Raw genomic sequence first — 24,387 nt, 5'->3', positions numbered from 1 at the left:
ACCCCGAGCAGCACCGAGTGTCGGCGGCGTACGTCAGACTGGTTCCCGCAGTCGACGAAGAGCCAGCAACAAGCAGGAGGCGGTTCCGGTGAAGATCCGGGTGGAGCGCGACGTACTTGCCGAGGCGGTGGCCTGGGTGGCCCGCAGCCTCCCCGCCCGTCCGCCGGCTCCCGTGCTCGCAGGCCTTCTGCTGAAGGCCGAGGACGGCGCGCTGAGCTTCTCGAGCTTCGACTACGAGGTCTCGGCCCGGGTCTCCGTCGAGGCGGAGGTCGAGGAGGACGGCACCGTCCTCGTCTCCGGCCGGCTGCTCGCCGACATCTGCCGCGCCCTCCCCAACCGTCCGGTGGAGATTTCCACAGACGGTGTACGGGCGACCGTCGTCTGCGGCTCCTCCCGCTTCACCCTCCACACCCTGCCTGTGGAGGAGTACCCGGCGCTGCCGGAGATGCCCACCGCGACCGGCACCGTCCCCGGTGAGGTCTTCGCCTCCGCCGCCGCCCAGGTGGCCATCGCCGCCGGCCGTGACGACACGCTGCCCGTCCTCACCGGTGTGCGCATCGAGATCGAGGGCGACACGGTCACCCTGGCCTCCACCGACCGCTACCGCTTCGCGGTCCGCGAGTTCCTGTGGAAGCCGGAGTCCCCGGACGCCTCCGCGGTCGCCCTGGTGCCCGCGAAGACCCTCCTGGACACCGCCAAGGCGCTCACCAGCGGCGACACGGTCACCCTGGCGCTCTCCGGCTCCGGCAAGGGCGAGGGCCTCATCGGCTTCGAGGGCGCGGGCCGCCGCACCACCACCCGCCTGCTCGAGGGCGACCTGCCGAAGTACCGGACGCTTTTCCCCACCGAGTTCAACTCGGTCGCGGTGATCGAGACCGCCCCCTTCGTCGAGGCCGTGAAGCGTGTGGCCCTGGTGGCCGAGCGCAACACCCCGGTCCGGCTGAGCTTCGAGCAGGGCGTCCTGATCCTGGAGGCCGGCTCCAGCGACGACGCACAGGCTGTGGAGCGCGTGGACGCACAGCTGGAGGGCGACGACATCTCGATCGCCTTCAACCCGACCTTCCTGCTCGACGGCCTGAGCGCCATCGACTCCCCGGTCGCCCAGCTCTCCTTCACGACCTCCACGAAGCCGGCCCTGCTGAGCGGCAAGCCCGCCCTGGACGCCGAGGCGGACGAGGCGTACAAGTACCTGATCATGCCGGTTCGCCTGTCCGGTTGATCCCGTTTTTCCGGGGCATCGCCTGAGCGGCTGACCCCACAGGTGTGCACCCGGGTCCGGGCGTAGGCTCGGACCCGGGTAAACCGCACACGACGCTTAAGGAATCTCTGATGGAGCTCGGTCTCGTCGGTCTCGGCAAGATGGGCGGCAACATGCGCGAGCGCATCCGCCGCGCAGGCCACACCGTCATCGGATACGACCGCAACCCGGACCTCGCCGATGTCCACAGCCTCGAAGAGCTTGTGGGCAAGCTCAAGGGTCCGCGCGTCGTGTGGGTCATGGTCCCGGCAGGCGCCGCGACCCAGTCCACCATCGACGAGCTGGCCGATCTGCTCTCCCCCGGCGACATCGTCGTGGACGGCGGCAACTCGCGCTGGACCGACGACGAGAAGCACGCCGAGGAGCTCGCCGCCAAGGGCATCGGTTTCGTCGACTGCGGCGTCTCCGGCGGTGTCTGGGGCCTGGAGAACGGCTACGCGCTGATGTACGGCGGCTCCGCCGAGGACGTCGCGCGGGTCCAGCCGATCTTCGACGCCCTCAAGCCCGAGGGCGAGTTCGGCTCGGTCCACGCGGGCAAGGTCGGCGCCGGCCACTTCGCGAAGATGGTCCACAACGGCATCGAGTACGCGATGATGCAGGCCTACGCCGAGGGCTGGGAGCTCCTGGAGAAGGTCGACTCCGTCACCGACGTGCGCGAGGTCTTCCGCTCCTGGCAGGAGGGCACGGTCATCCGTTCCTGGCTGCTGGACCTCGCGGTGAACGCGCTGGACGAGGACGAGCACCTGGACAAGCTGCGCGGCTACGCGTCGGACTCCGGCGAGGGCCGGTGGACCGTCGAGGCCGCCATCGACAACGCCGTACCGCTGCCGGCGATCACCGCGTCGCTGTTCGCGCGGTTCGCGTCGCGACAGGACGACTCCCCGCAGATGAAGATGATCGCCGCGCTGCGCAACCAGTTCGGTGGCCACGCGGTCGAGACGAAGAAGTAATCCACAGGCTGTGCACCCCGCGGTGCACAGCCGCCGGGGAAGAAGGTCGGCGCCCACCATGCACGTCACGCATCTCTCGCTGGCCGACTTCCGCTCGTACGCCCGGGTCGAGGTTCCGCTCGACCCGGGCGTCACCGCTTTCGTGGGCGCCAACGGCCAGGGCAAGACCAACCTGGTCGAGGCCGTCGGCTATCTGGCGACCCTCGGCAGCCACCGCGTCGCCTCCGACGCCCCGCTCGTCCGGATGGGGGCGGAGCGCGCGGTCATCCGCGCCGCCGTCACCCAGGGCGAGCGCTCCCAGCTGGTCGAGCTCGAACTCAACCCGGGACGCGCCAACCGCGCCCGCATCAACAGGTCATCGCAGGTCAGACCGCGTGACGTGCTGGGCATCGTACGGACCGTGCTGTTCGCGCCCGAGGACCTCGCCCTGGTGAAGGGCGACCCCGGCGAGCGCCGGCGCTTCCTCGACGAACTGATCACGGCCCGCACGCCGCGCATGGCGGGCGTGCGCTCCGACTACGAGCGCGTGCTCAAGCAGCGCAACACGCTCCTCAAGTCGGCGGCGATGGCCCGCAGGCACGGCGGCCGCGGCATGGACCTGTCGACCCTCGACGTCTGGGACCAGCACCTGGCCAGGGCGGGCGCCGAGCTGCTCGCCCAGCGCCTCGACCTCATCGGCGTACTGCAGCCGCTCGCCGACAAGGCGTACGAGCAGCTCGCCCCCGGCGGCGGCCCGATCCTCCTGGAGTACCGGCCCTCCGCGCCGGGCACCGGACACACCCGCGAGGAGCTGTACGAGCAGCTGATCGCCGCCCTCGCCGAGGTCCGCAAGCAGGAGATCGAGCGGGGCGTCACGCTCGTCGGACCGCACCGGGACGAGCTGCTGCTCAAGCTCGGCGACCTGCCCGCGAAGGGGTACGCGAGCCACGGCGAGTCCTGGTCGTACGCGCTGGCGCTGCGGCTGGCCTCGTACGACCTGCTCCGCTCCGAGGGCAACGAACCGGTCCTCGTCCTCGACGACGTCTTCGCCGAACTCGACGCGCGGCGACGCGAGCGGCTCGCGGAGCTGGTCGCGCACGGCGAGCAGGTCCTCGTGACGGCCGCGGTGGACGACGACGTGCCGGGGGTCCTGGCGGGCACGCGGTACGGGGTGGCCGGCGGGACGGTGGAGCGGGTATGAGCGAGCAGCCCGGGGACAAGGCGGCGGCGCCCGCCGTCCCCGAACACTCCGGCGTCGACCTCGCGCGGGTCGCGCTGCGCGCCGCCAAGGAGCAGGCGAAGGCGCGGGGCGCGGCCGCCCAGCAGAAGAAGCAGGCCCGGCGGGGCGGCGGACTGCGCTCCGGCGCCCGCGCCGACGGCCGCGACCCGATGGCGCTCGGCGCCGCGATCAACCGGCTGATCACCGAGCGCGGCTGGGAGACGCCCGCCGCGGTCGGCGGCGTCATGGGCCGCTGGCCGCAGATCGTCGGCGAGGACCTGGCGAAGCACTGCGTACCGCTGAAGTTCGACGACGAGCCGGACGCGCGGGTGCTGACCGTGCAGTGCGACTCGACGGCGTGGGCGACGCAGCTGCGGCTGCTGGCGCCGAGGCTGGTGGCGCGGCTCAACGAGGACCTGGGGCACGGGACCGTGCGGATGATCAAGGTGCTCGGGCCGGGGGCGCCGCGGCGGGGCTACGGGCCGCTGAGGGCCCCCGGCAGTGTGGGGCCGGGCGACACGTACGGCTAGGGCGCCGGGGCGGGCTCGGGCGTGCCCTGCTGGGGCCGTCGGGCGGTTTGGGCGTGTGCGCTCGGGGGCGTGCGGCTCTGGCGCCGTGCGGCTTGGGCGCATGAGGCTCGGGTGCGGGGCGCGCGGTGCCGCGGGCGGGCGCGCTCGGGCATCGGGCGGACGGTGCTCGGGCGGGCGGGTCTCGGGCGGTGCGGCCGAGAGGCCGGGGGGCCGGGGGCGGAGGGCGCGGGTCCCGTGGAGAGCGCCGTCGCGCGGGGCGTCGTGCCCACCCGTTCCGCCCTTGCGGAACGCATGCCGACGACGCGGCGGAGCGGTCGGATCCGGGTTGCCCACTGCGCGCTACGGCTCGAAGCGCTGGGTGGCCTTCAGGGGCGTCTGGAGCCCCTATCCGGATATGGGGAGTCGTCTCGCGCCCGCGCAGGGCGGCACATGCGGACTCAGGTACCGGCAAACCCCCATGACTGTCGGCGCTACCGGTAGACTGGGAGACAATCCCGCCACCCTGCGGAACAAGTCGAACGACGCAGCCGCTCCCGTATGCCCGGAGAACGGCCTGTGCTGTGCCAGAAAGGGCGCTTCGTGGCCGATTCCGGCGACCCCAACGAGAACAACCAGTACACCGCCAGCAACATCCAGGTCCTCGAAGGCCTGGATGCCGTGCGCAAGCGCCCTGGCATGTACATCGGCTCGACCGGTGAGCGCGGTCTGCACCACATGGTGCAGGAGGTCGTCGACAACTCCGTCGACGAGGCCCTGGCCGGGCACGCGGACACCATCGACGTGACGATCCTGGCCGACGGCGCGGTGCGCGTCGTCGACAACGGCCGCGGCATCCCGGTGGGCATCGTGGCCTCCGAGGGCAAGCCGGCCGTCGAGGTCGTGCTGACCGTGCTGCACGCGGGCGGCAAGTTCGGCGGCGGCGGCTACGCCGTCTCCGGCGGTCTGCACGGCGTCGGCGTGTCGGTCGTGAACGCCCTGTCCACGAAGGTCTCCGTCGAGATCAAGACGGACGGCCACCGCTGGACGCAGGACTACAAGATGGGCGCCCCGACGGCGCCGCTCGCCCAGCACGAGGCGACCGACGAGACCGGCACGTCGGTGACCTTCTGGGCCGACCCGGACATCTTCGAGACGACCGAGTACTCCTTCGAGACGCTCTCGCGGCGCTTCCAGGAGATGGCCTTCCTCAACAAGGGCCTCACGATCACGCTCACCGACGAGCGCGAGTCCGCGAAGGCGACCGTCGGCGCCGACGACCCGGACGCCGAGGCGGCGGCCGAGCCGAGCGCCCGCACGGTCAGGTACCACTACGAGGGCGGCATCGTCGACTTCGTGAAGTACCTCAACTCGCGCAAGGGCGAGCTGATCCACCCCACCGTGATCGACCTCGACGCCGAGGACAAGGACAAGAACCTGTCCCTCGAGGTCGCGATGCAGTGGAACAGCGGCTACAGCGAGGGCGTCTACTCGTTCGCCAACATCATCCACACCCACGAGGGCGGCACGCACGAGGAGGGCTTCCGTGCGGCGCTGACCTCGCTGATCAACAAGTACGCGCGCGACAAGAAGCTGCTCCGCGAGAAGGACGACAACCTCACGGGCGACGACATCCGCGAGGGTCTGACGGCGATCATCTCGGTCAAGCTGAGCGAGCCGCAGTTCGAGGGCCAGACCAAGACCAAGCTGGGCAACACGGAGGTCAAGACCTTCGTCCAGCGGGCGGTCTACGAGCACCTCAACGACTGGCTGGACCGCAACCCGAACGAGGCCGCGGACATCATCCGCAAGTCGATCCAGGCCGCCACCGCGCGCGTGGCCGCGCGCAAGGCGCGCGACCTGACCCGCCGCAAGGGCCTCCTGGAGTCGGCGTCGCTGCCGGGCAAGCTGTCCGACTGCCAGTCGAACGACCCCGCCAAGTGCGAGATCTTCATCGTCGAGGGTGACTCCGCCGGCGGCTCGGCCAAGTCCGGCCGCAACCCGATGTACCAGGCCATCCTGCCGATCCGCGGCAAGATCCTGAACGTCGAGAAGGCCCGCGTCGACAAGATCCTGCAGAACACCGAGGTCCAGGCGCTGATCTCCGCCTTCGGCACCGGTGTGCACGAGGACTTCGACATCGAGAAGCTCCGCTATCACAAGATCATCCTGATGGCGGACGCCGACGTCGACGGCCAGCACATCAACACCCTGCTGCTGACCTTCCTCTTCCGCTTCATGCGGCCGCTGGTCGAGGCCGGCCACGTCTACCTCTCGCGCCCGCCGCTCTACAAGATCAAGTGGGGCCGGGACGACTTCGAGTACGCGTACTCGGACAGGGAGCGGGACGCGCTCGTCGAGCTGGGCAAGCAGAACGGCAAGCGGATCAAGGAAGACTCGATCCAGCGCTTCAAGGGCCTCGGCGAGATGAACGCCGAGGAGCTGCGTGTCACCACGATGGACGTCGAGCACCGCGTTCTCGGCCAGGTCACCCTGGACGACGCGGCCCAGGCCGACGACCTGTTCTCGGTGCTGATGGGCGAAGACGTCGAGGCACGGCGCTCGTTCATCCAGCGCAACGCCAAGGACGTTCGCTTCCTCGACATCTGAGTCGGTCTCAGCTGACCGTACGAAAGGACTGACGACCAGCAATGGCCGACGAAAACACCCCTGGCACCACCGAAGAGCAGGAGCCCGTGCTGCGGATCGAGCCCGTCGGGCTCGAGACCGAGATGCAGCGCTCGTACCTCGACTACGCGATGTCCGTCATCGTGTCCCGCGCGCTCCCCGACGTCCGTGACGGCCTCAAGCCCGTCCACCGGCGCGTGCTGTACGCGATGTACGACGGCGGCTACCGGCCCGAGAAGGGCTTCTACAAGTGCGCCCGCGTCGTCGGCGACGTCATGGGTACGTACCACCCGCACGGCGACTCCTCGATCTACGACGCGCTCGTCCGCCTCGCCCAGCCCTGGTCGATGCGCATGCCGCTCGTCGACTCCAACGGCAACTTCGGCTCCCCGGGCAACGACCCGGCCGCCGCCATGCGCTACACCGAGTGCAAGATGGCGCCGCTGTCGATGGAGATGCTCCGCGACATCGACGAGGAGACCGTCGACTTCACGGACAACTACGACGGCCGCAACCAGGAGCCGACGGTCCTCCCGGCCCGGTTCCCGAACCTGCTGGTCAACGGCTCGGCCGGCATCGCCGTCGGTATGGCCACCAACATCCCGCCGCACAACCTGCGCGAGGTCGCGGCCGGCGCCCAGTGGGCGCTCGAGCACCCCGACGCCAGCCACGAGGAGCTCCTCGACGCGCTGATCGAGCGGATCAAGGGCCCGGACTTCCCCACCGGCGCGCTCGTCGTCGGCCGCAAGGGCATCGAGGAGGCGTACCGCACCGGCCGTGGCTCGATCACGATGCGCGCGGTCGTCGAGGTCGAGGAGATCCAGAACCGCCAGTGCCTGGTGGTCACGGAGCTGCCGTACCAGACCAACCCCGACAACCTCGCGCAGAAGATCGCCGACCTGGTGAAGGACGGCAAGGTCGGCGGCATCGCCGACGTCCGCGACGAGACCTCGTCGCGGACCGGCCAGCGCCTGGTCATCGTGCTCAAGCGCGACGCCGTCGCCAAGGTCGTCCTGAACAACCTGTACAAGCACACCGACCTGCAGACGAACTTCGGCGCGAACATGCTGGCGCTCGTCGACGGCGTGCCGCGCACCCTCTCGCTCGACGCGTTCATCCGCCACTGGGTGACGCACCAGATCGAGGTCATCGTCCGCCGGACGAAGTTCCGGCTGCGCAAGGCCGAGGAGCGCGCCCACATCCTGCGCGGCCTCCTCAAGGCGCTGGACGCCATCGACGAGGTCATCGCGCTCATCCGGCGCAGTGACACGGTCGAGGTCGCCCGCGGCGGCCTGATGGACCTCCTGCAGATCGACGAGATCCAGGCGAACGCGATCCTGGAGATGCAGCTCCGCCGGCTCGCCGCCCTGGAGCGCCAGAAGATCGTCGCAGAGCACGACGAGCTCCAGGCGAAGATCAACGAGTACAACGCGATCCTGGCCTCGCCGGAGCGCCAGCGGTCGATCGTCAGCGAGGAGCTCGCCGCCCTCGTCGAGCGGTTCGGCGACGACCGCCGCTCCAAGCTCGTGCCCTTCGACGGTGACATGTCCATCGAGGACCTGATCGCCGAGGAGGACATCGTCGTCACCATCTCGCGCGGTGGCTACGTGAAGCGCACGAAGACCGAGGACTACCGCTCGCAGAAGCGCGGCGGCAAGGGCGTGCGGGGCACGAAGCTGAAGCAGGACGACATCGTCGACCACTTCTTCGTCTCCACCACCCACCACTGGCTGCTCTTCTTCACGAACAAGGGCCGGGTCTACCGGGCCAAGGCGTACGAGCTGCCGGACGCCGGACGGGACGCGCGCGGCCAGCACGTGGCCAACCTGCTGGCCTTCCAGCCGGACGAGCAGATCGCCCAGATCCTGGCGATCCGCGACTACGACGCCGCGCCCTACCTGGTGCTCGCCACCAAGGCCGGCCTGGTGAAGAAGACCGCGCTGAAGGACTACGACTCGCCCCGCTCGGGCGGCGTCATCGCCATCAACCTGCGCGAGCGGGAGGACGGCAGCGACGACGAGCTGATCGGCGCCGAGCTGGTCTCCTCCGAGGACGACCTGCTGCTGGTCAGCAGGAAGGCGCAGTCGATCCGCTTCACCGCCACGGACGACGCGCTGCGTCCGATGGGACGTGCCACGTCGGGCGTCAAGGGCATGAGTTTCCGCGAGGACGACGAACTGCTCTCGATGAATGTCGTCCGGCCCGGTACTTTCGTCTTCACCGCGACCGACGGCGGGTACGCGAAGCGCACCCCCGTCGACGAGTACCGCGTCCAGGGCCGAGGCGGCCTGGGTATCAAGGCCGCCAAGATCGTGGAGGACCGTGGTTCGCTCGTGGGCGCGCTGGTGGTCGAGGAGACCGACGAGATCCTCGCCATCACGCTGTCCGGCGGTGTGATTCGTACGCGAGTCAACGAAGTCAGGGAGACCGGCCGTGACACCATGGGCGTCCAGCTGATCAACCTGGGCAAGCGCGATGCCGTCGTCGGCATCGCACGGAACGCCGAGGCCGGCGGCGACGATGACGTCGACGACGATGCCGAGGGCGCCGTCGAGGCGACCGAGGCAGCGGTGGTCGAAGCCGAGGCAGGCGAGGCAGAGGGCACGGAGCCCTCCGCCGGGGAGCACGAGGAGTAAGAGCGTGAGTGGAGCCACGGGCGCCGGATCGGCGGCCGCCGGAGCTTCTGCTGGTGCTGGAGCGAACGGCGCCCGTGGCCCCGCCACGGACTCCCAGGGGGTTGCGGTGACGGACACTCGGGGGCAGCAGCCCTCGTCGTACGAGACGTACAACGGGCCGCTGCCCGGCGAGCGCGCGGGAGCGCAGCAGCAGGGCGGCGCCTACCACCCTCCGCAGGCGTACGGCGCTCCGGCGCCGGCCGGGCGGCCGGGCGGTACGGCGGGCGGCCAGACCGGTGCCGTGCGCCGGCCGCGCACGGGGGCGCGCACCACGCCCCGTACGCGCAAGGCGCGGCTGCGGGTGGCCAAGGCCGACCCGTGGTCGGTGATGAAGGTGAGCTTCCTGCTCTCCATCGCGCTGGGCATCTGCACGGTCGTGGCCGCGGCCGTGCTGTGGATGGTCATGGACGCCATGGGCGTCTTCTCGACGGTCGGCGGCACGATCAGCGAGGCCACGGGCTCGAACGAGTCCAACGGCTTCGACCTGCAGTCGTTCCTGTCGCTGCCGCGGGTGCTGATGTTCACCTCGGTGATCGCCGTGATCGACGTGGTCCTGATGACCGCCCTGGCGACGCTGGGCGCGTTCATCTACAACCTGTCGGCCGGCTTCGTGGGCGGTGTCGAGCTCACGCTCGCCGAGGACGAATAGGCCGCGGGGGGCCGTCCCGGGATTCGGATTTTGGGACTGGCCCCCACGTGCGCTAATGTTCAGGAGTCAGCGCGCGGGACACACACCGCAAAGCGCGGCGGGGCTATAGCTCAGTTGGTTAGAGCGCATCCCTGATAAGGATGAGGCCACAGGTTCAAATCCTGTTAGCCCCACAATGAAGATCGGCCCGGACGGTTACTCCGTCCGGGCCGATTTGTTTGTCCGGGGCCGGTCGGAGGTTTGAAGCTCCCACAGGTCACCGATCGGTATCGGTCGATGTGTAGAGTGGGCGTCAGAAGTCTCCTACGTCAACGAAAGACGAGGTCGCGCGGTGAAGAAGCTTCTCCTGGTCGCACTGGCCGCCATCGGCGGGCTCCTCGTGTACCGCCAGATCCAGGCGGATCGCGCCGAGCAGGACCTGTGGACGGAGGCGACCGACTCCGTGCCCGCAGGTTCCGGTGTCTGAGACGAAGACCGTCTGTGGGTGACGCCCCGGCCGCGCGAGAGCGGGCCGGGGCTTTGCTTTGCCTGAGCAATGCGATCACTTGCTTGAGTGAAGAGAAGGAGCTCGTGTGAAGACGCAGGCCGGCTTCGGCCGGAGGGCGGGGGCCCTGCTCACGGCGGCCACCGCGGTGGGCGCCGTGGCGGCGCTGCCCGGGCAGGCGCAGGCGGCCGAAGGGCCCGCACTGCCGCCGTACACCTTCGACAGCACCGCCCAGCGGGTCCAGGGAGCCCTCTCCAGCTCGGACGCGGCACAGCTGCAGACCGGCCGGACCTACCGCGGCACCCTCAAGAAGGACGGCAAGGTCTATTACCGGGTCGACCTCGACGACAAGCGGAACGCGTACGTCTCCGTGGTCGCCGTCCCGAAGGTCGGCGGCAAGGTCGAGTACAGCGACGGCTTCCGGGTGAGCCTGCAGGACGGCACCGGCACCGAGTGCGGCTACCAGCAGGTGTCCTTCTCGTCGGCGGCCTACCCGCGCCCCCTCGCCGCGTACGCCTCCCGCCGCATCATCGACGCGGACAGCTCCACCTGCCAGAAGGCGGGCGCCTTCTACGTGCTCGTCGAGCGGGACTCCAAGGCGACGTCCTCAGCGGACGACTGGGAGCTGGAGATCCGGCACCTGTCCGAACCGCCCCTCAAGAAGGCCGGGCCGACCTCCCTCCCGTCCTCCTGGCCCTCGGCCACGCCCGCGCCCCCGACGGGCGGCCCCAAGCCGCGGAAGGGCGGCTCCGGCATGTACGACGCCACCTCGCTCACGCAGGGCGAGTGGCGGTCCGACATCCGGCCCGGCCAGACGCTCTTCTACCGGGTGCCCGTCGACTGGGGGCAGCAGCTCTACGCCACCGCCGAGCTCGGCAGCAGTGCCGCCGGCGACGAGTACGTCAGCTACGCGCTCGTGCTCTCCCTGGAGAACCCGGCGCTCGGGCACGTCGACGAGAACACCGGGAGCTACAACGGGAAGCCCGCGACGGTCGACCTGGGCCCGCAGCGGCCGGTGGCCCACGAGAACCGGACCGCGTCCGACGACTCCACGAGCGGCATGCGCTTCGCCGGCTGGTACTACCTGTCGGCCACGCTCAACCCGGAGATCGCCCAGGATTACGGGGACAAGCCGGTGCCGCTGACGCTGCGGGTGAACCTCACGGGGACCAAGAAGGCCGAGCCCGGGTACGACGGCGACGCCGGGCCGTTCGCGGTGACCGCCGACGACCGGGAAGCGGCCGTGAACGGCTCCAGCGGGGCCCTCGCGGCGGAGGACAGCGCCTCCATGCGGCTCGTCGCGGCGGCCGGCATCGGCAGCGGGACCGTCCTGCTCCTCGGGCTCGGCACGTGGACGCTGGCGGCGCGGAGGCGGACGGCGGCTTAGCGGCCCTCCTGGGGCTGCTCGGAGCGGCCCACCAGGCGGCTCTGAACGGCTCTGGAAGGCTCAGGGCGGCTCCCCGAGCCCGTCCGGCTCCCCGAGCCCGTCCGGTGGGCCTCAGGTCTGGGCGAGGGCCCAGAAGCCGACCGCGAAGCAGACCAGGGCGAGCAGCAGCACCGGGACCGTCACCTTCGGGGGCGGTCCCGGTCGGCGTGCGGGGGCGAGGGGCGCGGGCTCGGCCGGCGGACCGGGAACCTGAACGGGTCGAGCGGTGTATGGATGAGTAGGGGCTGTTCGTCCGTACGGCGCCGCGGACGTGGGGGCCTGGTCCAAGGAGGGGGTCGGATGCGTGACCGGCGGGGGCAGGTGGAAGCTGCCCGTCTCGGAGGCACCTCCCAGCGGCTGCTGCGGGGGCTGGAGCGGGGCCTGGGGCTGCTGGTAGGGCTGCTGCGGAGCCTGTACGGGGCCGGGCACGGTCGCCGGGACGGGAGGCGCGTCCGCCCTGCCGGCCGGCACGACGGGGGTCTCGGGTCCGGCGGGGCCCGTCGGACCCAGCGGGCCGAAGCCGGCGGGCAGCGGGCCGAGCTGGTCGCGGATCTCGATCGGCTGCTCGCCGTGAGCGGGCTCGGGGAGCATCTCGACGGCGGCGCTCAGCGCCTTGCGCGCGCCCGTGGCCGTCCTGAACCGGGCCTGGGGGTCGGGCTGGAGCAGCCCGGCGAGCACCTGCCACAGGGGTTCCGGAATGCCCTCGGGGGCACCCGGGGTGCCGTGGGCGACGAAGTACTCGACCAGGGCCTGGGAGTCCGGCCTGCGGCCCTGGAGCAGATAGAGCGCGACCAGGCCGACGGCGAACAGGTCGGCGGTGAAGTCCGGCTCGGCGCCCATGAGTTGCTCGGGCGCGAAATAACCGGGCGTCCCCACCACGTAGTTGGTCTCGGTGAGCCGCGGCTCGCCCTTGCGCATGGAGATGCCGAAGTCGGACAGCCGCAGGTGCGGTCGGCCCGTCCCCGTGACCTCCATGAGGATGTTCGCGGGCTTGATGTCCCGGTGGACGACGCCTTCGGCGTGCACCGTGGCCAGACCCGAGAGCAGCTGGTCGAGCAGGGTGCAGACGAGACGGGGCGGCAGCGCGCCGCAGTCGTTGATCACGTGCGCCAGGGAGCCGCCGGCCACCAGGTCCATGGTGAAGAGGACCTTGTCGTCGTCGGCGGCCCAGCTGGCCGGGGCGAGGACGTGCGGATGGTCGATCCGCAGCGCCTGCTCGCGGACGAAGCGCAGCAGCGTGTGTGCGTCGCTCTGGAGGAGCACCTTGGCCGCCACGTATCGGCGGCGCCGGTGGTCCCAGGCCCGCCACACCGCGCCCGCCCCACCGCGTCCGATCGGGTCGATCAGCTCGTACCGACCCGCGAAGACCTCACCCATCGCGCTGCGCCCGCTCCCCGTACGTCGTCTCTCGGCGGTGCCGGCCCGGTTGCCGGGAACCGCGTCAGTTCTGGTGCGACTCGTAGTGCGCGACCGCGTCCCCGGTGCGCCCGGCGCCGTACACCCGCAGGAACTCTGCCAGTTCCGGGTGGGCGGGGGCGAGGGAGTCGGCCGCGTCGATGATGTCGCCCGCGGCGGCCACGGAGCGCAGCAGGGACTGGATCTCGCGGACCACCCGGCGGACGGTCGGAGCGCCCGCACCGGGGGTGGGCTGATTAGTGCTGGTGAGCACGGAGCCGCCCTGGGACTTCTTGATCTCGTCCATCCGGTCGGTGGCCTCGGCGGCGCTGACGCTGCCGTCGGCGACCTGGACGGCGAGTTCCTGGAGGGCCTGGACACGCTGGACGACGGCGGGATTGCCGATCTTGGCCCGCTGGCCGCTCATCAGCTGGGACAGCATGGGCGCGGAGAGCCCGAGCACGGCCGCGAGCCTGGCCTGGTTGAGCCCGAGGTCGTCGATCAGCCGGCGGAAGAGCGCCCCCAACGGCTCCCCGTACCAACTGCGCTGAAGCTCTCTGGCTCTTGCCGTGGCTTCCTGCTGCGCTGCGTCCATCACTTCTCCCCATCCCTGCGGTTCGCCACTGCGAACCTGGTCAGCATCTTACGGAGAGTGGTCGCCGACCGGGAGTCCCAATCCTTTTGCCGGACATGGGGGGTGACCGGGTACGCTGTCCTCGTTCCGGGGCCTTAGCTCAGTTGGTAGAGCGCTGTCTTTGCATGGCAGATGTCAGGGGTTCGACTCCCCTAGGCTCCACTCGGAAAAACCCCCTTGACCTGCGGGAACGCGGTCGGGGGGTATTTTTTTGCCCTGTTCTCCGGGGCGGCCCGACGGCGGGTGGCGGCGGCGCCCCGTGCCCAGGGGCCCGTGCTGGTCCGTACGGGTGGTGTTCATCGGAAGAACTGCGCAGCGACGGCGTCGGTCCACGGAAAACGGGCGCGCATCCACATCATGAGGAAAGTACGGAAAGCGCGCAATCCGAAATGAACCATCCGAGACCATCACGAAAGTGAGGGGCCATGGCCACCGCCAAGGTCAAGCAGTTCTGGACCGCCTTCATCTCCGTCCTCTTCGCCCTGCTCGCCTCCGTCGGCCTGGCGGGCACCGCCGCCGCGGCCCAGCAGCCCGCCGTGCAGCAGCCGGAGGAGCCGGCCGGCCCCGCCGCCCCCGCACCCGCCGCCACGGGCGAACGGGCTCTCGCCTCCGTACCGGCACAGCGGACGCACCTGTGGCCGCTCGTCGGCGACCGTTCGCTGCCGCCCACCATCAAGCAGCGCATCGCGGCCGAGGCCCACGGTTCCTCCCCCTCCGCGCGCCAGCGGTCGTCCGCCACGGCCGTGACCGAGGCCGACCCGGCCGCGCTGACGGACCTGGCCCTCGCCGCAGCGGCGGCGTGAGGTGCGGGGAGACGACACGCGTACTCCCCGCACCCGTACTCCGCTCGACCTCGCTCCGGCAGGACCAGCGGTACCTCGCAGGACCCGGCTTCGCAGGATCTCGCCTCGCGGGATCTCGGCAACACCCGACAGGAACCCGGTCGGTCAGCGGCGCTTGTCGCGCTCGGTGCCTTCCGCCTCCGCCTCCGCCTCCGCCTCGGCCTCGGCCGCGGCCTCGGTCTCCTTGGCCTCCACCTCGGGGTCGAGAGAACTGCCACTGTCCTCGACGGACGTCAGTACGGCCCCCTCCTCGTCCACCTCGGTGGGAGCGGGCGGTTCGACCAGCCAGTCGGGATTGGCCTGCTTGTCCCACCACATCCAGGCGGCGACGATGCCGCCGACCACCACGCCGAGGACGAGCACTCCCTTGGCGAGGCGTCCGGCCTTGGCCCGGCGCTCGTGCTTCCTCACGATCTTCTGGATTTCCCTCGGCGTCACCTGACCGCGCAGCGCGGCCCAGGCGGCCGTGGAACGCGCCCCGGCCTCCTCGAGGACGGGACCGGTCGCGGCGACCGCGTGCTCGACACGCGGAACGGTGTAGTCGGCTGCCTGACGGGCGGCCTGGCGGGTCTTGACCGCCGCACGCTGTGCGGCCGCGTCGACCCGCGGCGGTACGTGCGGTGCGACATACGAGTCGTACTGCGCACGGGCCTGTGTTCGGCACACCCGAGCGGCCTTCGAGACCTTCGGCGCGAGCGCGGCACGCGCCTCGTGCGCGTAGTGCGTGGCCTGGTCCTTGGCCGTGCCGGCGTACGGCGCCACCACTTCCGCGGCGTGCAGGGCGCTCTCCTTCGCCGAATCTGTCGCGGCGCGCACGCTCTCCATGCGGGTCACGGGATTCCTCCTCCTCGGTGGCGACGATGTCGGTTTTTCACCTTTCCATCCTTTTTGGAATCATGCCCCCCGGATCGTGGTCCGGCATGCGGGGCGGGCATCCGGGGCATGGCTGCCGGGCGACCGGGGCATGCGAGGATCGGAGTCGCGAGACAGACGTGACATGACGCGACCCGATGTGGACGGAAGGCGACCGTGGCCGAGCAGCAGTACGCGATCCTCAAGACGAGCCTGGGCGACATCGAGGTGCGGCTGATGCCGTTCCACGCCCCGAAGACGGTCCGGAACTTCGTCGAGCTCGCCACCGGCGGGCGCGAGTGGACACACCCCGCCACCGGCACGGTCTCCTCGGACCCGCTCTACGACGGCACGGCCTTCCACCGGGTGATCAAGGGCTTCATGATCCAGGGCGGCGACCCGCTGGGGAACGGCACCGGCGGCCCCGGCTACGAGTTCGCCGACGAGTTCCACCCGGAGCTCTTCTTCGACCGCCCCTACCTGCTCGCCATGGCCAACGCCGGCCCCGGCACCAACGGCTCGCAGTTCTTCGTCACCGTCGCCCCCGCGACCTGGCTGAACCGCAAGCACACCATCTTCGGAGAGGTCGTGGACAAGGAGAGCCGGAAGGTCGTGGACGCGATCGCGGCCACCGCGACCGACCCGCACACCGAGCGTCCGCTCCAGGACGTGGTCGTCGAGTCCGTGGTGATCGAGAAGCGCTGAGGCGGAAGGGACGGCACCTCCCATGGACCCGCGACCTTCCGGGACACCGCACGCCGGCCTGCCGCGCTGCTACCGCCATCCGGAGACCGAGACCGGCATCCGCTGCACGCGCTGCGAGAAGCCGATCTGCCCGCAGTGCATGATCTCCGCCTCCGTCGGCTTCCAGTGCCCCGACTGTGTGCGCAACGGTTCGGGGACCGGTCACGCGGCCGACGCCAACCAGCCCCGGACGCTCGCGGGCGGCCGGGTGGCGGCGGACGCGGACGACCGCCTCGTCACCAAGATCCTCATCGGGATCAACCTCGCGGTCTTCCTGGCGGTGCTGCTGGTCGGGGACCGGCTCGTCGCCGAGCTGGAGCTCATCGGCTACGCCTACAGCCCGGTGCTCGGCGAGGTCGTCGGCGTCGCGGACGGCGAGTGGTACCGGCTGCTGACCGCGGCCGTCCTGCACCAGGCGGTCTGGCACATCCTCTTCAACGTGATCGGGCTGTGGGTGATCGGCGGGATCGTCGAGCCCGAGCTCGGCCGGATCCGGTTCGCGGCGCTGTGCCTGCTCTCCGGGCTCTCGGGCTGTGTCCTGGCCTATCTGCTCGCCGAGCCCAACCAGCCCTCGCTCGGCGCCTCCGGCGTCGTCTACGGCCTGATCGGCGCCTGGGTGGTGCTCGCCCGCCGGCGGCGCCACGACATGCGGCCGGTGGTCCTGATCGTGGCCCTGTCGCTGCTGATGACCTTCACCCGTCCGGGGATCTCCTGGGAGGCGCACGTCGGCGGCCTGGTCGCCGGCGCCCTCGTCACGTACGCGATGGTGCACGCGCCCCGGGCCCGCCGGGACCTCGTGCAGTACGCGGCCTGCGGCGCGGTGCTGGTGCTCGACCTGGGGATCGTGCTCGCCCGTTCAGCGGCGCTCACCTGAGCGCACAGGGCTGTGGACGAGCTCTTCCGTGAGCTTTCCCCAGAGTTATCCACAGTGTGTGGCGAATCTATCCCCCGTCATGGGGAAAGACTGCGCCCCTCGGCTCTGACCTGGCGTTTCTCCAGAGAGGCGAGGGGCGCGGCGCATTACACAGGGGGTGATTCCGGTCATACCGGCGTCAACCTCGTGTGAGTTATCCACAGATCTTCGTAAGTTATCCAGTGCTGTGCACAACGCTGTGGATAAGTTCAGGGGAGAGCTTGACGAGCAGCCGGTACGGCCGCTAGATCGCCGCTACTTCCACTGCGTGGAGACGCCGAAGCCGGCCGCGATGAAGCCGAAGCCCACCACGATGTTCCAGTTCCGGATCGACTCGATCGGCAGGGAGCCGTCGGTGACGTAGAAGACCACGATCCACACCAGTCCGATGGCGAACAGCGCCAACATCACAGGCGCCACCCAGCTGCGGTTCGTCAGCTTGATGTTGGTCGCCTGCTTGGCGGGCGGGGGCGTGAAGTCGGCCTTCTTGCGGATCCGTGACTTCGGCACGAGGAACTCTCCTGTCGATGCGCTGCGTGACCGCGCAGGGAACTGTGGCTGGCGCCGGGATGTGACGAAGGAGGACGACTGCGTCCCCCGGGCGTCCGTTAGCGTAGTGGTTCCGCGGCACCGAAGGGGATCAGGGTACGTTGAGCAATTCCGCCGACACTCCCGAAAGGCCGGGTCGCACCTCGAGGTGGCGCCCCGTCCGGGTGCTGACCCTTGCCGTTTTCGCCCTGGCCGGACTGATCTTCGTCACCAGCTTCAACACCGCCAAGGGCACCAACATCCGCACGGACGCCTCCCTGCTCAGGCTGTCCGACCTGATCGAGGAACGCAGCCACAAGAACGCCGGCCTCGACGACTCCACCGCCGCCCTCCGCTCCGAGGTCGACGCCCTCGCCGCACGCGACGACGGATCCACCCGCGCGGAGGACGCGAGACTCCGCGCCCTCGAAGCGGCCGCGGGGACCACCCCGGTCTCCGGCTCCGGTCTCACCGTCACCCTCAACGACGCCCCGCCCAACGCCCAGGCCGCCCCCGGCTACCCCGAGCCGCAGGCGAACGACCTGGTCATCCACCAGCAGGACCTCCAGGCCGTCGTCAACGCCCTGTGGCAGGGCGGCGCCAGGGGCATCCGCGTCATGGACCAGCGGCTCATCTCCACCAGCGCGGTGCGCTGCGTCGGCAACACCCTGATCCTCCAGGGCCGCGTCTACTCGCCCCCGTACAAGGTCACCGCCGTCGGCGACCGCGGGAAGCTGACGAAGGCGCTCGCGGAGTCCCCGGCGATCCAGAACTACCAGCTGTACGTGAAGGCGTACGGGCTCGGCTGGAAAGTCGACGAGCACAGGGCGGTGACTCTTCCCGGCTACTCGGGCACAGTGGACCTCCACTACGCGCAGCCGGTGAGCTGACAGCGGGAGAGCGGGAGGGCCGCTTGCGTCTCGTCGTGAGGACCTTCAGCGAGCTGTGCCTGACCGTCGGCACCCTCATCGTCCTCTTCGTCGCGTACGTCCTGTACTGGACCGGCGTCCAGGCCGGCATCGCCGGCGCCGCCCAGATCGACACCCTCCAGCGGGAATGGGCGGCCGCTCCCCTCCCGGTCCCGGTCGGCGCCGCCCCGGCCGCCCCCGCACCCGCGCGCGTGGCGCCGCCGTACGTCCCCGGCAAGGGCATCGCCGTCATGTACGTCCCCCGGCTCGGCGCGGACTGGAAGTGGCCCGTCCTCGAAGGCACCGGGACCGCCGTCCTCAAGAAGGGCCTCGGGCACTACGCGGCCGCCGGGCGACTCGGCGCGACCGGCAACTTCGCGGTCGCCGGCCACCGCCGCACCTACGGCGATCCCTTCAAGGACTTCCCGCGGCTGCGCGCCGGCGACGCGGTCGTCCTCACCGACGGGACGACCTGGTTCACGTACCGGATCGACCGAGGCCCCTACCGGACCGTGCCCGGCGACGTGGCCGTCGTCGACCCCGTCCCCGCGAAGTCCGGCTTCGACGGGCCCGGCCGCTACCTCACCCTCACCACCTGCGACCCCGAGTGGGGCAGCAGCCACCGGCTGGTCGTCTGGGCGCACCTCGACGCCACCCAGCCGGTGACCGACGGTCGTCCACAGGCTTTGGACAGCTGACCCTGGACGGCCCCGGCGACCCGTACTCTGGTCCCCGTAACGAACGGAAGGGGCGGTCGACGTCATGTACGGCTGGATCTGGCGGCATCTGCCGGGCAACGCGTGGGTACGTGCGCTGCTCTCGATCGTGCTGGTCCTCGCGGTCGTCTACGTCCTCTTCCAGTACGTGTTCCCCTGGGCGGAGCCGCTGCTTCCGTTCAACGATGTGACGGTGGACGGCCAGTGAGCGCGCGAATTCTCGTCGTCGACAACTACGACAGCTTCGTCTTCAACCTCGTTCAGTACCTCTACCAGCTCGGCGCCGAGTGCGAGGTCCTCCGCAACGACGAGGTCGAGCTGAGCCACGCCCAGGACGGCTTCGACGGCGTCCTGCTCTCGCCGGGCCCGGGCGCCCCGGAGCAGGCCGGGGTCTGCATCGACATGGTCAGGCACTGCGCCGCCACCGGTGTGCCCGTCTTCGGCGTCTGCCTCGGCATGCAGTCGATGGCCGTGGCGTACGGAGGTGTCGTCGACCGGGCCCCCGAGCTGCTGCACGGCAAGACCTCGCTCGTCACGCACGAGGGCCTGGGCGTCTTCACCGGCCTGCCGTCGCCGTTCACCGCGACCCGCTACCACTCGCTGGCCGCCGAGCCCGCCGCGCTGCCGGCCGAGCTCGAGGTCACCGCGCGGACCGAGGACGGCATCATCATGGGCCTGCGCCACCGCGAACTCCCCGTCGAAGGCGTCCAGTTCCACCCCGAGTCGGTCCTCACCGAGCACGGTCACCTGATGCTCGCCAACTGGCTGGAGCAGTGCGGCGACAAGGGGGCGGTCGGCCGGTCGGCAGGGCTCGCGCCGGTGGTGGGCAAGGCCGTCGCGTGACGACGGGCTCGCCGTGGTTCCGCGCGTCGGACGCGCCGGAACCCGAGCCGATACCAGCTGACCCGTACGGGTACGGACAGCCCGCCCCGTACGAGCCCCAGCCCCAGCCCCACCCTTCGGCCTACGAGCCGCAGCCGCAGCCGTCGGCCTACGAGGCGCATCCGCAGCCGTCGGCCTACGAGTCGCAGCCTTCGGCCTACGAGCAGGCGTACGCGCCCGAGCCGGTGACTCCGTACGCACCCCAGCCGGCGACCCCGTACGAGCCCGCTCACGAGGTCCCGCACGAAGCCCCGCGCGAGCCGCGGGCCGGTTACGGGGACGGGTACGAGGCGGAGGCCGGCTACGAGGCCCCGCGCGCGCCCGTGGACGAGCCGTACGCGGCGGAGGAGCCCGCGGAGCCCCCGCGGGCCCGGCGCGACGAGACGATGCCCCTACGGGCCGTGGAGCCCCTTCCCGGGCCCGGGCGGGCCGAGCGGCGCCGTGCCGCCGCCAAGGGCGGTCGCGGCAGGAGCCGGGGCGCCGCCCCCGCCGCCGCGGAGGCACCCGCCGAGGCCCGGCCGCTCTCCCGCGTCGAGGCCCGCCGCGCCGCCCGCGCCGCCAAGGAAAGCGTCGGCGTCGTCGCCAGCCGGGTCGTCGGCGAGCTCTTCATCACCCTCGGCGTCGTCATGCTCCTCTTCGTCACCTACCAGCTGTGGTGGACGAACGTCCTCGCCGGCCAGGAGACCGACCGGGCCAAGGCGCAGATCGAGGACACCTGGGCCAAGGGCGACGCCGACAAGAAGAAGGACGACGACAAGCCCGGGGCGTTCGAGGCCGGCGAGGGCTTCGCCATCATGTACATCCCCAAGCTGGACGTCGTCGCCCCCATCGCCGAGGGCATCGACAAGGCCAAGGTCCTCGACAAGGGCATGGTCGGCCACTACGGCGAGGGCAAGCTCAAGACGGCCATGCCCGGCGACGAGCAGGGCAACTTCGCCGTCGCCGGCCACCGCAACACGCACGGTGAACCGTTCCGCTACATCAACCGCCTGAACCCCGGCGACCCGATCGTCGTCGAGACCCGGGACGCGTACTACACGTACGAGATGGCGAGCATCCTGCCGCAGACCTCGCCGTCGAACATCTCGGTCATCGAACCGGTCCCGAAGGGCTCGGGCTTCACCGAGCCCGGCCGCTACATCACGCTGACCACCTGCACGCCCGAGTTCACCAGCACGTACCGCATGATCGTGTGGGGCAAGCTGGTCGAGGAACGCCCGCGCAGCAAGGGAAAGCCGGAAGCGCTCGTAGGCTGAGACCCCACACCTCCGGACGGGACGACGGGACGACCTAGTGGCACGCGCGCGCAACCGGATCGCCGGGCTCATCAGCGCCTTCGGCGAACTCCTCATCACAGCGGGCCTGGTGCTCGGACTGTTCGTCGTCTACTCGCTGTGGTGGACCAACGTCCTCGCCGACCGCGCCGCCGACAAGGACGGCGCCCAGGTCCGCGACCAGTGGGCCGACCAGGGTCCCGGCGCGCTCGACACCAAGGACGGCATCGGCTTCCTCCACGTCCCCGCCATGGACAACGGCGAGGTCCTGGTGAAGCGGGGCACCGGCACCGACGTCCTCAACCACGGCGTCGCCGGCTACTACACCGACCCGATCAAGTCCGCGCTCCCGCAGGACAAGCAGGGCAACTTCACGCTGGCCGCGCACCGGGACGGCCACGGCGCCAAGTTCCACAACATCCACAAGCTCAAGGCCGGGGACCCGATCGTCTTCGAGACCAAGGACACCTGGTACGTCTACAAGGTCTACAAGACCCTGCCCGAGACGACGAAGTACAACGTCGACGTCCTCCAGCCCGTCCCCGAGGAGTCGGGCAGGACCAAGCCCGGCCGCTACATCACGCTGACCACCTGCACCCCCATGTACACCTCGGACTACCGCTACATCGTCTGGGGCGAGCTGGAGCGTGCGGAGAAGGTCGACCGCGACCGCACCCCGCCGGCGGAGCTGAGCTGAGCCGAGTCGAGCGGGCGGGCGGGCGCGGAGAACGCGCCCGACGCGCCGACGGGAGAGCCCCGGCATCCGTCCTGGATGCCGGGGCTCTCCCGTTCTCGTGCGCGGGACGACCCGCGGGGCGCCCGGCCGTCAGCCGAAGAAGCCGCCGTCCCGGCCGTCCCCGTTGCGGCCGTCGCCGCCGCCCACCGTGATGACGGTGACCGGGTCGGTGGTGTTCACCATCGACCCCTCCGGCGGGGTGGTGCCGAGGACGATGGCGTCCTCCTTGTCGGAGTTCTGCTGGATGACCGTCAGGCCCAGGCCCTGGAGCTGGTCCCTGACCTCCTTGAACTTCTTGCCGGTCAGACCCGCGGGGATCTGGACCTGGGTCTGCTGCGGGCCCTTGGAGACGCGCAGCTTGACCTCGGAGCCCTCGGCGGCCTTGCCGTTGCCGTCGGGGGTCTGGGAGAGGACCTGGTCCTTGGGCTGGTCGGAGTCGATGTACTCGGTGACCACGACGAACTTGAGGTCCTTGAGCTGCTGCTCGGCCTGGGCGAGCTGGTTGCCGACGACCGGCGGAACCGTGACCTGGTTCTGCTTCGCGACGGTGATCGTCACCTCGGAGTTCTTCTCCGCCTTGGTGTTGCTCTGCGGGTTCTGGCTGAGGACCGTGCCCGGGTCCTCGTCCGACTCCTGCTGCTCGACCTTGACCTTGAAGCCCTTGCTCTCCAGGCTCTCCCGGGCGCGCTCCGCGGACTGCTCGACGACGTCCGGGACCTCCACGAGGGGTGCACCCTCGGAGACGTACACCTGGACCGTGCCGCCGACGTCCATCTTGGCCACGTTGTCCGCGACCGGGTTCTGCCGGCAGATCAGGCCCTTGGGCTGGTCGCAGCGCTCGGTGCCGGCCTGCTGGACCTTCACCTGGGCATTGCCCACGAGCGTCGTCGCCGACTTCATGTCCTGGCCGACCAGCTGGGGCACGGTGACCTGCTGCGTGCCCTCCTGCTTGTCGAAGAGCGAGACGCCGATGAAGATCGCGCCGACGAGCACCAGGACGCCCGCGAGGACCAGCAGGATCGTCGAGGTGTTCGACTTCTTCTGGCCACCGCGACGGCGGTCCGGGCGGTCGTCGTAGCCGTAGCCGCCGCCGTTGTCGTCCGCGTTGATCGGCGGCATCATCGACGTCTGGCCGGCCGGGTCGGCCTGGCGCAGGGCCGTGGTCGGCTGGTCCTCCGGCGGATAGCCGCCGTAGCCCCCGCCGTACGCGGGCGCGCCCGCCATGCCCATCCCCATGCCCATCGCGGCGGCCGCGGCGACCGGCTGGCCGTCGAGGCAGGCCTCGATGTCCGCGCGCATCTCGTCGGCGGACTGGTAGCGGTAGTCGGGGTCCTTGACCAGCGCCTTCAGGACGATGGCGTCCATCTCGGGCGTGATCTCACCGTCGAAGTTGCTCGGCGGCTGCGGCTCCTCGCGGACGTGCTGGTACGCGACCGCGACCGGGGAGTCACCGATGAAGGGGGGCCGGACCGTGAGGAGCTCGTACAGCAGGCAGCCGGTGGAGTACAGGTCGGAGCGGGCGTCGACCTGCTCGCCCTTGGCCTGCTCGGGGGAGAGGTACTGGGCCGTGCCGATCACCGCGGCGGTCTGCGTCATGGTCATGCCCGCGTCGCCCATGGCGCGCGCGATGCCGAAGTCCATGACCTTGACCTGGCCGGTGCGCGTCAGCATGACGTTCGCCGGCTTGATGTCGCGGTGCACGATGCCGGCGCGGTGCGAGTACTCCAGCGCCTGGAGGATGCCGACCGTCATCTCGAGGGTGCGCTCGGGCAGCAGCTTGCGCCCGGAGTGCAACAGCTCACGCAGGGTCGACCCGTCGACGTACTCCATCACGATGTACGGGATGGAGACCCCGTCGACGTAGTCCTCGCCGGTGTCGTACACGGCGACGATCGCCGGGTGGTTCAGCGAGGCGGCGGACTGTGCCTCACGGCGGAACCGGGCTTGGAAGGACGGGTCGCGGGCCAGGTCGACCCGCAGCGTCTTCACGGCGACGGTGCGGCCGAGCCGGGTGTCCTGGGCGAGGTACACCTCGGCCATGCCACCACGGCCGAGCACCGAGCCCAGCTCGTACCGGCCGCCGAGGCGACGCGGCTCTTCCATAGCTAATCCAGCCCTCTCCGTCTGTCCCGACCGCACCCATGGGTGGTCCGGCGGTGTGTGCTGTTCGCGGATACGGTACCGGCCCC

23 protein-coding genes and 2 tRNA genes are annotated in these 24,387 nt (G+C 70.5%); 20 read left to right on the top strand and 5 right to left on the bottom strand.

All coding sequences use genetic code 11. The features are described from left to right. Positions 1 to 88: 88 nt before the first annotated feature. The 10 genes from dnaN to ACIQFX_RS02195 all read left to right on the top strand — a co-directional run bounded on the left by dnaN (position 89) and on the right by ACIQFX_RS02195 (position 11,735). On the top strand, positions 89 to 1,219 hold the full coding sequence (gene dnaN / locus ACIQFX_RS02240) for a DNA polymerase III subunit beta (protein WP_015034855.1): 1,131 nt from the start codon (positions 89 to 91) through the stop codon (positions 1,217 to 1,219). A gap of 110 nt (positions 1,220 to 1,329) precedes the next feature. Then, entirely contained in the window at positions 1,330 to 2,208 is an 879-nt protein-coding gene (gene gnd, locus ACIQFX_RS02235; RefSeq protein ID WP_026058396.1) for a phosphogluconate dehydrogenase (NAD(+)-dependent, decarboxylating), read from the top strand. A gap of 58 nt (positions 2,209 to 2,266) precedes the next feature. Continuing rightward, entirely contained in the window at positions 2,267 to 3,388 is a 1,122-nt protein-coding gene (gene recF, locus ACIQFX_RS02230) for a DNA replication/repair protein RecF (RefSeq protein ID WP_402457978.1), read from the top strand. Then, entirely contained in the window at positions 3,385 to 3,936 is a 552-nt protein-coding gene (locus tag ACIQFX_RS02225) for a DUF721 domain-containing protein (protein ID WP_402457976.1), read from the top strand. Before recF ends, ACIQFX_RS02225 begins: the two co-directional genes overlap by 4 nt. A gap of 555 nt (positions 3,937 to 4,491) precedes the next feature. Then, a complete protein-coding gene (gene gyrB, locus ACIQFX_RS02220; protein WP_402457973.1) occupies positions 4,492 to 6,522 on the top strand; it encodes a DNA topoisomerase (ATP-hydrolyzing) subunit B in 2,031 nt (676 codons plus the stop codon). A 41-nt stretch (positions 6,523 to 6,563) separates the two neighbouring features. Next, on the top strand, positions 6,564 to 9,176 hold the full coding sequence (gene gyrA, locus ACIQFX_RS02215) for a DNA gyrase subunit A (protein ID WP_402457970.1): 2,613 nt from the start codon (positions 6,564 to 6,566) through the stop codon (positions 9,174 to 9,176). Between the two features lie 106 nt (positions 9,177 to 9,282). Continuing rightward, positions 9,283 to 9,864 (top strand): DUF3566 domain-containing protein, encoded by a 582-nt coding sequence (locus tag ACIQFX_RS02210; RefSeq protein ID WP_402457968.1) that lies wholly within the window; start codon positions 9,283 to 9,285, stop codon positions 9,862 to 9,864. A gap of 99 nt (positions 9,865 to 9,963) precedes the next feature. Then, a tRNA-Ile gene (locus ACIQFX_RS02205) sits at positions 9,964 to 10,037 on the top strand. A gap of 158 nt (positions 10,038 to 10,195) precedes the next feature. Then, complete coding sequence (locus ACIQFX_RS02200; RefSeq protein ID WP_003958712.1) at positions 10,196 to 10,330, top strand: DLW-39 family protein; 135 nt, start codon at positions 10,196 to 10,198, stop codon at positions 10,328 to 10,330. A gap of 106 nt (positions 10,331 to 10,436) precedes the next feature. Then, positions 10,437 to 11,735: a hypothetical protein gene (locus ACIQFX_RS02195; protein ID WP_402457965.1), complete on the top strand. Its 1,299-nt coding sequence runs from the start codon at positions 10,437 to 10,439 to the stop codon at positions 11,733 to 11,735. Between the two features lie 111 nt (positions 11,736 to 11,846). Here the strand turns inward: ACIQFX_RS02195 and ACIQFX_RS02190 are convergent, their stop codons facing one another. Further along, positions 11,847 to 13,151, bottom strand: coding sequence for a protein kinase (locus tag ACIQFX_RS02190; protein WP_402457962.1), 1,305 nt, complete (start codon positions 13,149 to 13,151; stop codon positions 11,847 to 11,849). Between the two features lie 64 nt (positions 13,152 to 13,215). After that, positions 13,216 to 13,764 carry a helix-turn-helix domain-containing protein gene (locus ACIQFX_RS02185; RefSeq protein WP_402457960.1) on the bottom strand — a complete coding sequence of 183 codons (549 nt, stop codon included), beginning with the start codon at positions 13,762 to 13,764 and terminating at the stop codon, positions 13,216 to 13,218. Positions 13,765 to 13,892: 128 nt separating this feature from the next. On the opposite strand from ACIQFX_RS02185, the gene ACIQFX_RS02180 reads away from it, so the two are divergent. Together ACIQFX_RS02180 and ACIQFX_RS02175 are read left to right on the top strand one after the other, a co-directional pair. Then, positions 13,893 to 13,965: transfer RNA gene (locus tag ACIQFX_RS02180), tRNA-Ala, on the top strand. Positions 13,966 to 14,228: 263 nt separating this feature from the next. Then, positions 14,229 to 14,606, top strand: a complete 378-nt coding sequence (locus ACIQFX_RS02175) for a DUF6344 domain-containing protein (protein ID WP_402457957.1) — start codon at positions 14,229 to 14,231, stop codon at positions 14,604 to 14,606. Between the two features lie 144 nt (positions 14,607 to 14,750). On the opposite strand, the gene ACIQFX_RS02170 is transcribed toward ACIQFX_RS02175, so the two are convergent. Next, on the bottom strand, positions 14,751 to 15,479 hold the full coding sequence (locus ACIQFX_RS02170) for a DUF5324 family protein (RefSeq protein ID WP_402457954.1): 729 nt from the start codon (positions 15,477 to 15,479) through the stop codon (positions 14,751 to 14,753). 195 nt (positions 15,480 to 15,674) lie between these two features. Between ACIQFX_RS02170 and ACIQFX_RS02165 the strand changes: the two genes are divergently transcribed. After that, positions 15,675 to 16,202, top strand: coding sequence for a peptidylprolyl isomerase (locus tag ACIQFX_RS02165; protein ID WP_402457952.1), 528 nt, complete (start codon positions 15,675 to 15,677; stop codon positions 16,200 to 16,202). A gap of 22 nt (positions 16,203 to 16,224) precedes the next feature. Then, positions 16,225 to 17,115: a rhomboid family intramembrane serine protease gene (locus tag ACIQFX_RS02160; protein WP_402457949.1), complete on the top strand. Its 891-nt coding sequence runs from the start codon at positions 16,225 to 16,227 to the stop codon at positions 17,113 to 17,115. 294 nt (positions 17,116 to 17,409) lie between these two features. Here the strand turns inward: ACIQFX_RS02160 and crgA are convergent, their stop codons facing one another. After that, on the bottom strand, positions 17,410 to 17,664 hold the full coding sequence (crgA, locus tag ACIQFX_RS02155) for a cell division protein CrgA (protein ID WP_376601051.1): 255 nt from the start codon (positions 17,662 to 17,664) through the stop codon (positions 17,410 to 17,412). Between the two features lie 140 nt (positions 17,665 to 17,804). Between crgA and ACIQFX_RS02150 the strand changes: the two genes are divergently transcribed. From ACIQFX_RS02150 to ACIQFX_RS02125, 6 genes are all read left to right on the top strand, one after another. Next, entirely contained in the window at positions 17,805 to 18,572 is a 768-nt protein-coding gene (locus tag ACIQFX_RS02150; protein ID WP_402457946.1) for a DUF881 domain-containing protein, read from the top strand. Between the two features lie 23 nt (positions 18,573 to 18,595). After that, the gene (locus ACIQFX_RS02145) at positions 18,596 to 19,288 is read left to right on the top strand and encodes a class E sortase (protein WP_402457943.1); all 693 of its coding nucleotides are present in this window, start codon (positions 18,596 to 18,598) and stop codon (positions 19,286 to 19,288) included. Between the two features lie 64 nt (positions 19,289 to 19,352). Continuing rightward, a complete protein-coding gene (locus ACIQFX_RS02140) occupies positions 19,353 to 19,514 on the top strand; it encodes a hypothetical protein (protein WP_017240377.1) in 162 nt (53 codons plus the stop codon). Continuing rightward, positions 19,511 to 20,149 carry an aminodeoxychorismate/anthranilate synthase component II gene (locus tag ACIQFX_RS02135; protein WP_402457940.1) on the top strand — a complete coding sequence of 213 codons (639 nt, stop codon included), beginning with the start codon at positions 19,511 to 19,513 and terminating at the stop codon, positions 20,147 to 20,149. The genes ACIQFX_RS02140 and ACIQFX_RS02135 overlap by 4 nt, the downstream gene beginning before the upstream one ends. Continuing rightward, positions 20,146 to 21,444, top strand: coding sequence for a class E sortase (locus tag ACIQFX_RS02130; protein WP_402457938.1), 1,299 nt, complete (start codon positions 20,146 to 20,148; stop codon positions 21,442 to 21,444). The genes ACIQFX_RS02135 and ACIQFX_RS02130 overlap by 4 nt, the downstream gene beginning before the upstream one ends. 37 nt (positions 21,445 to 21,481) lie before the next feature. Continuing rightward, positions 21,482 to 22,159: a class E sortase gene (locus ACIQFX_RS02125; protein ID WP_402457935.1), complete on the top strand. Its 678-nt coding sequence runs from the start codon at positions 21,482 to 21,484 to the stop codon at positions 22,157 to 22,159. A gap of 129 nt (positions 22,160 to 22,288) precedes the next feature. On the opposite strand, the gene pknB is transcribed toward ACIQFX_RS02125, so the two are convergent. Beyond that, positions 22,289 to 24,301 carry a Stk1 family PASTA domain-containing Ser/Thr kinase gene (gene pknB, locus ACIQFX_RS02120; RefSeq protein ID WP_402457932.1) on the bottom strand — a complete coding sequence of 671 codons (2,013 nt, stop codon included), beginning with the start codon at positions 24,299 to 24,301 and terminating at the stop codon, positions 22,289 to 22,291. Positions 24,302 to 24,387: the final 86 nt, after the last annotated feature.

This window comes from Streptomyces sp. NPDC093089 (assembly GCF_044754405.1).
Taxonomy (GTDB): Bacteria; Actinomycetota; Actinomycetes; order Streptomycetales; family Streptomycetaceae; genus Streptomyces.
Note: the sequence above shows the minus strand (reverse complement) of the source record. Positions and strands in the feature narration are given on the sequence as shown.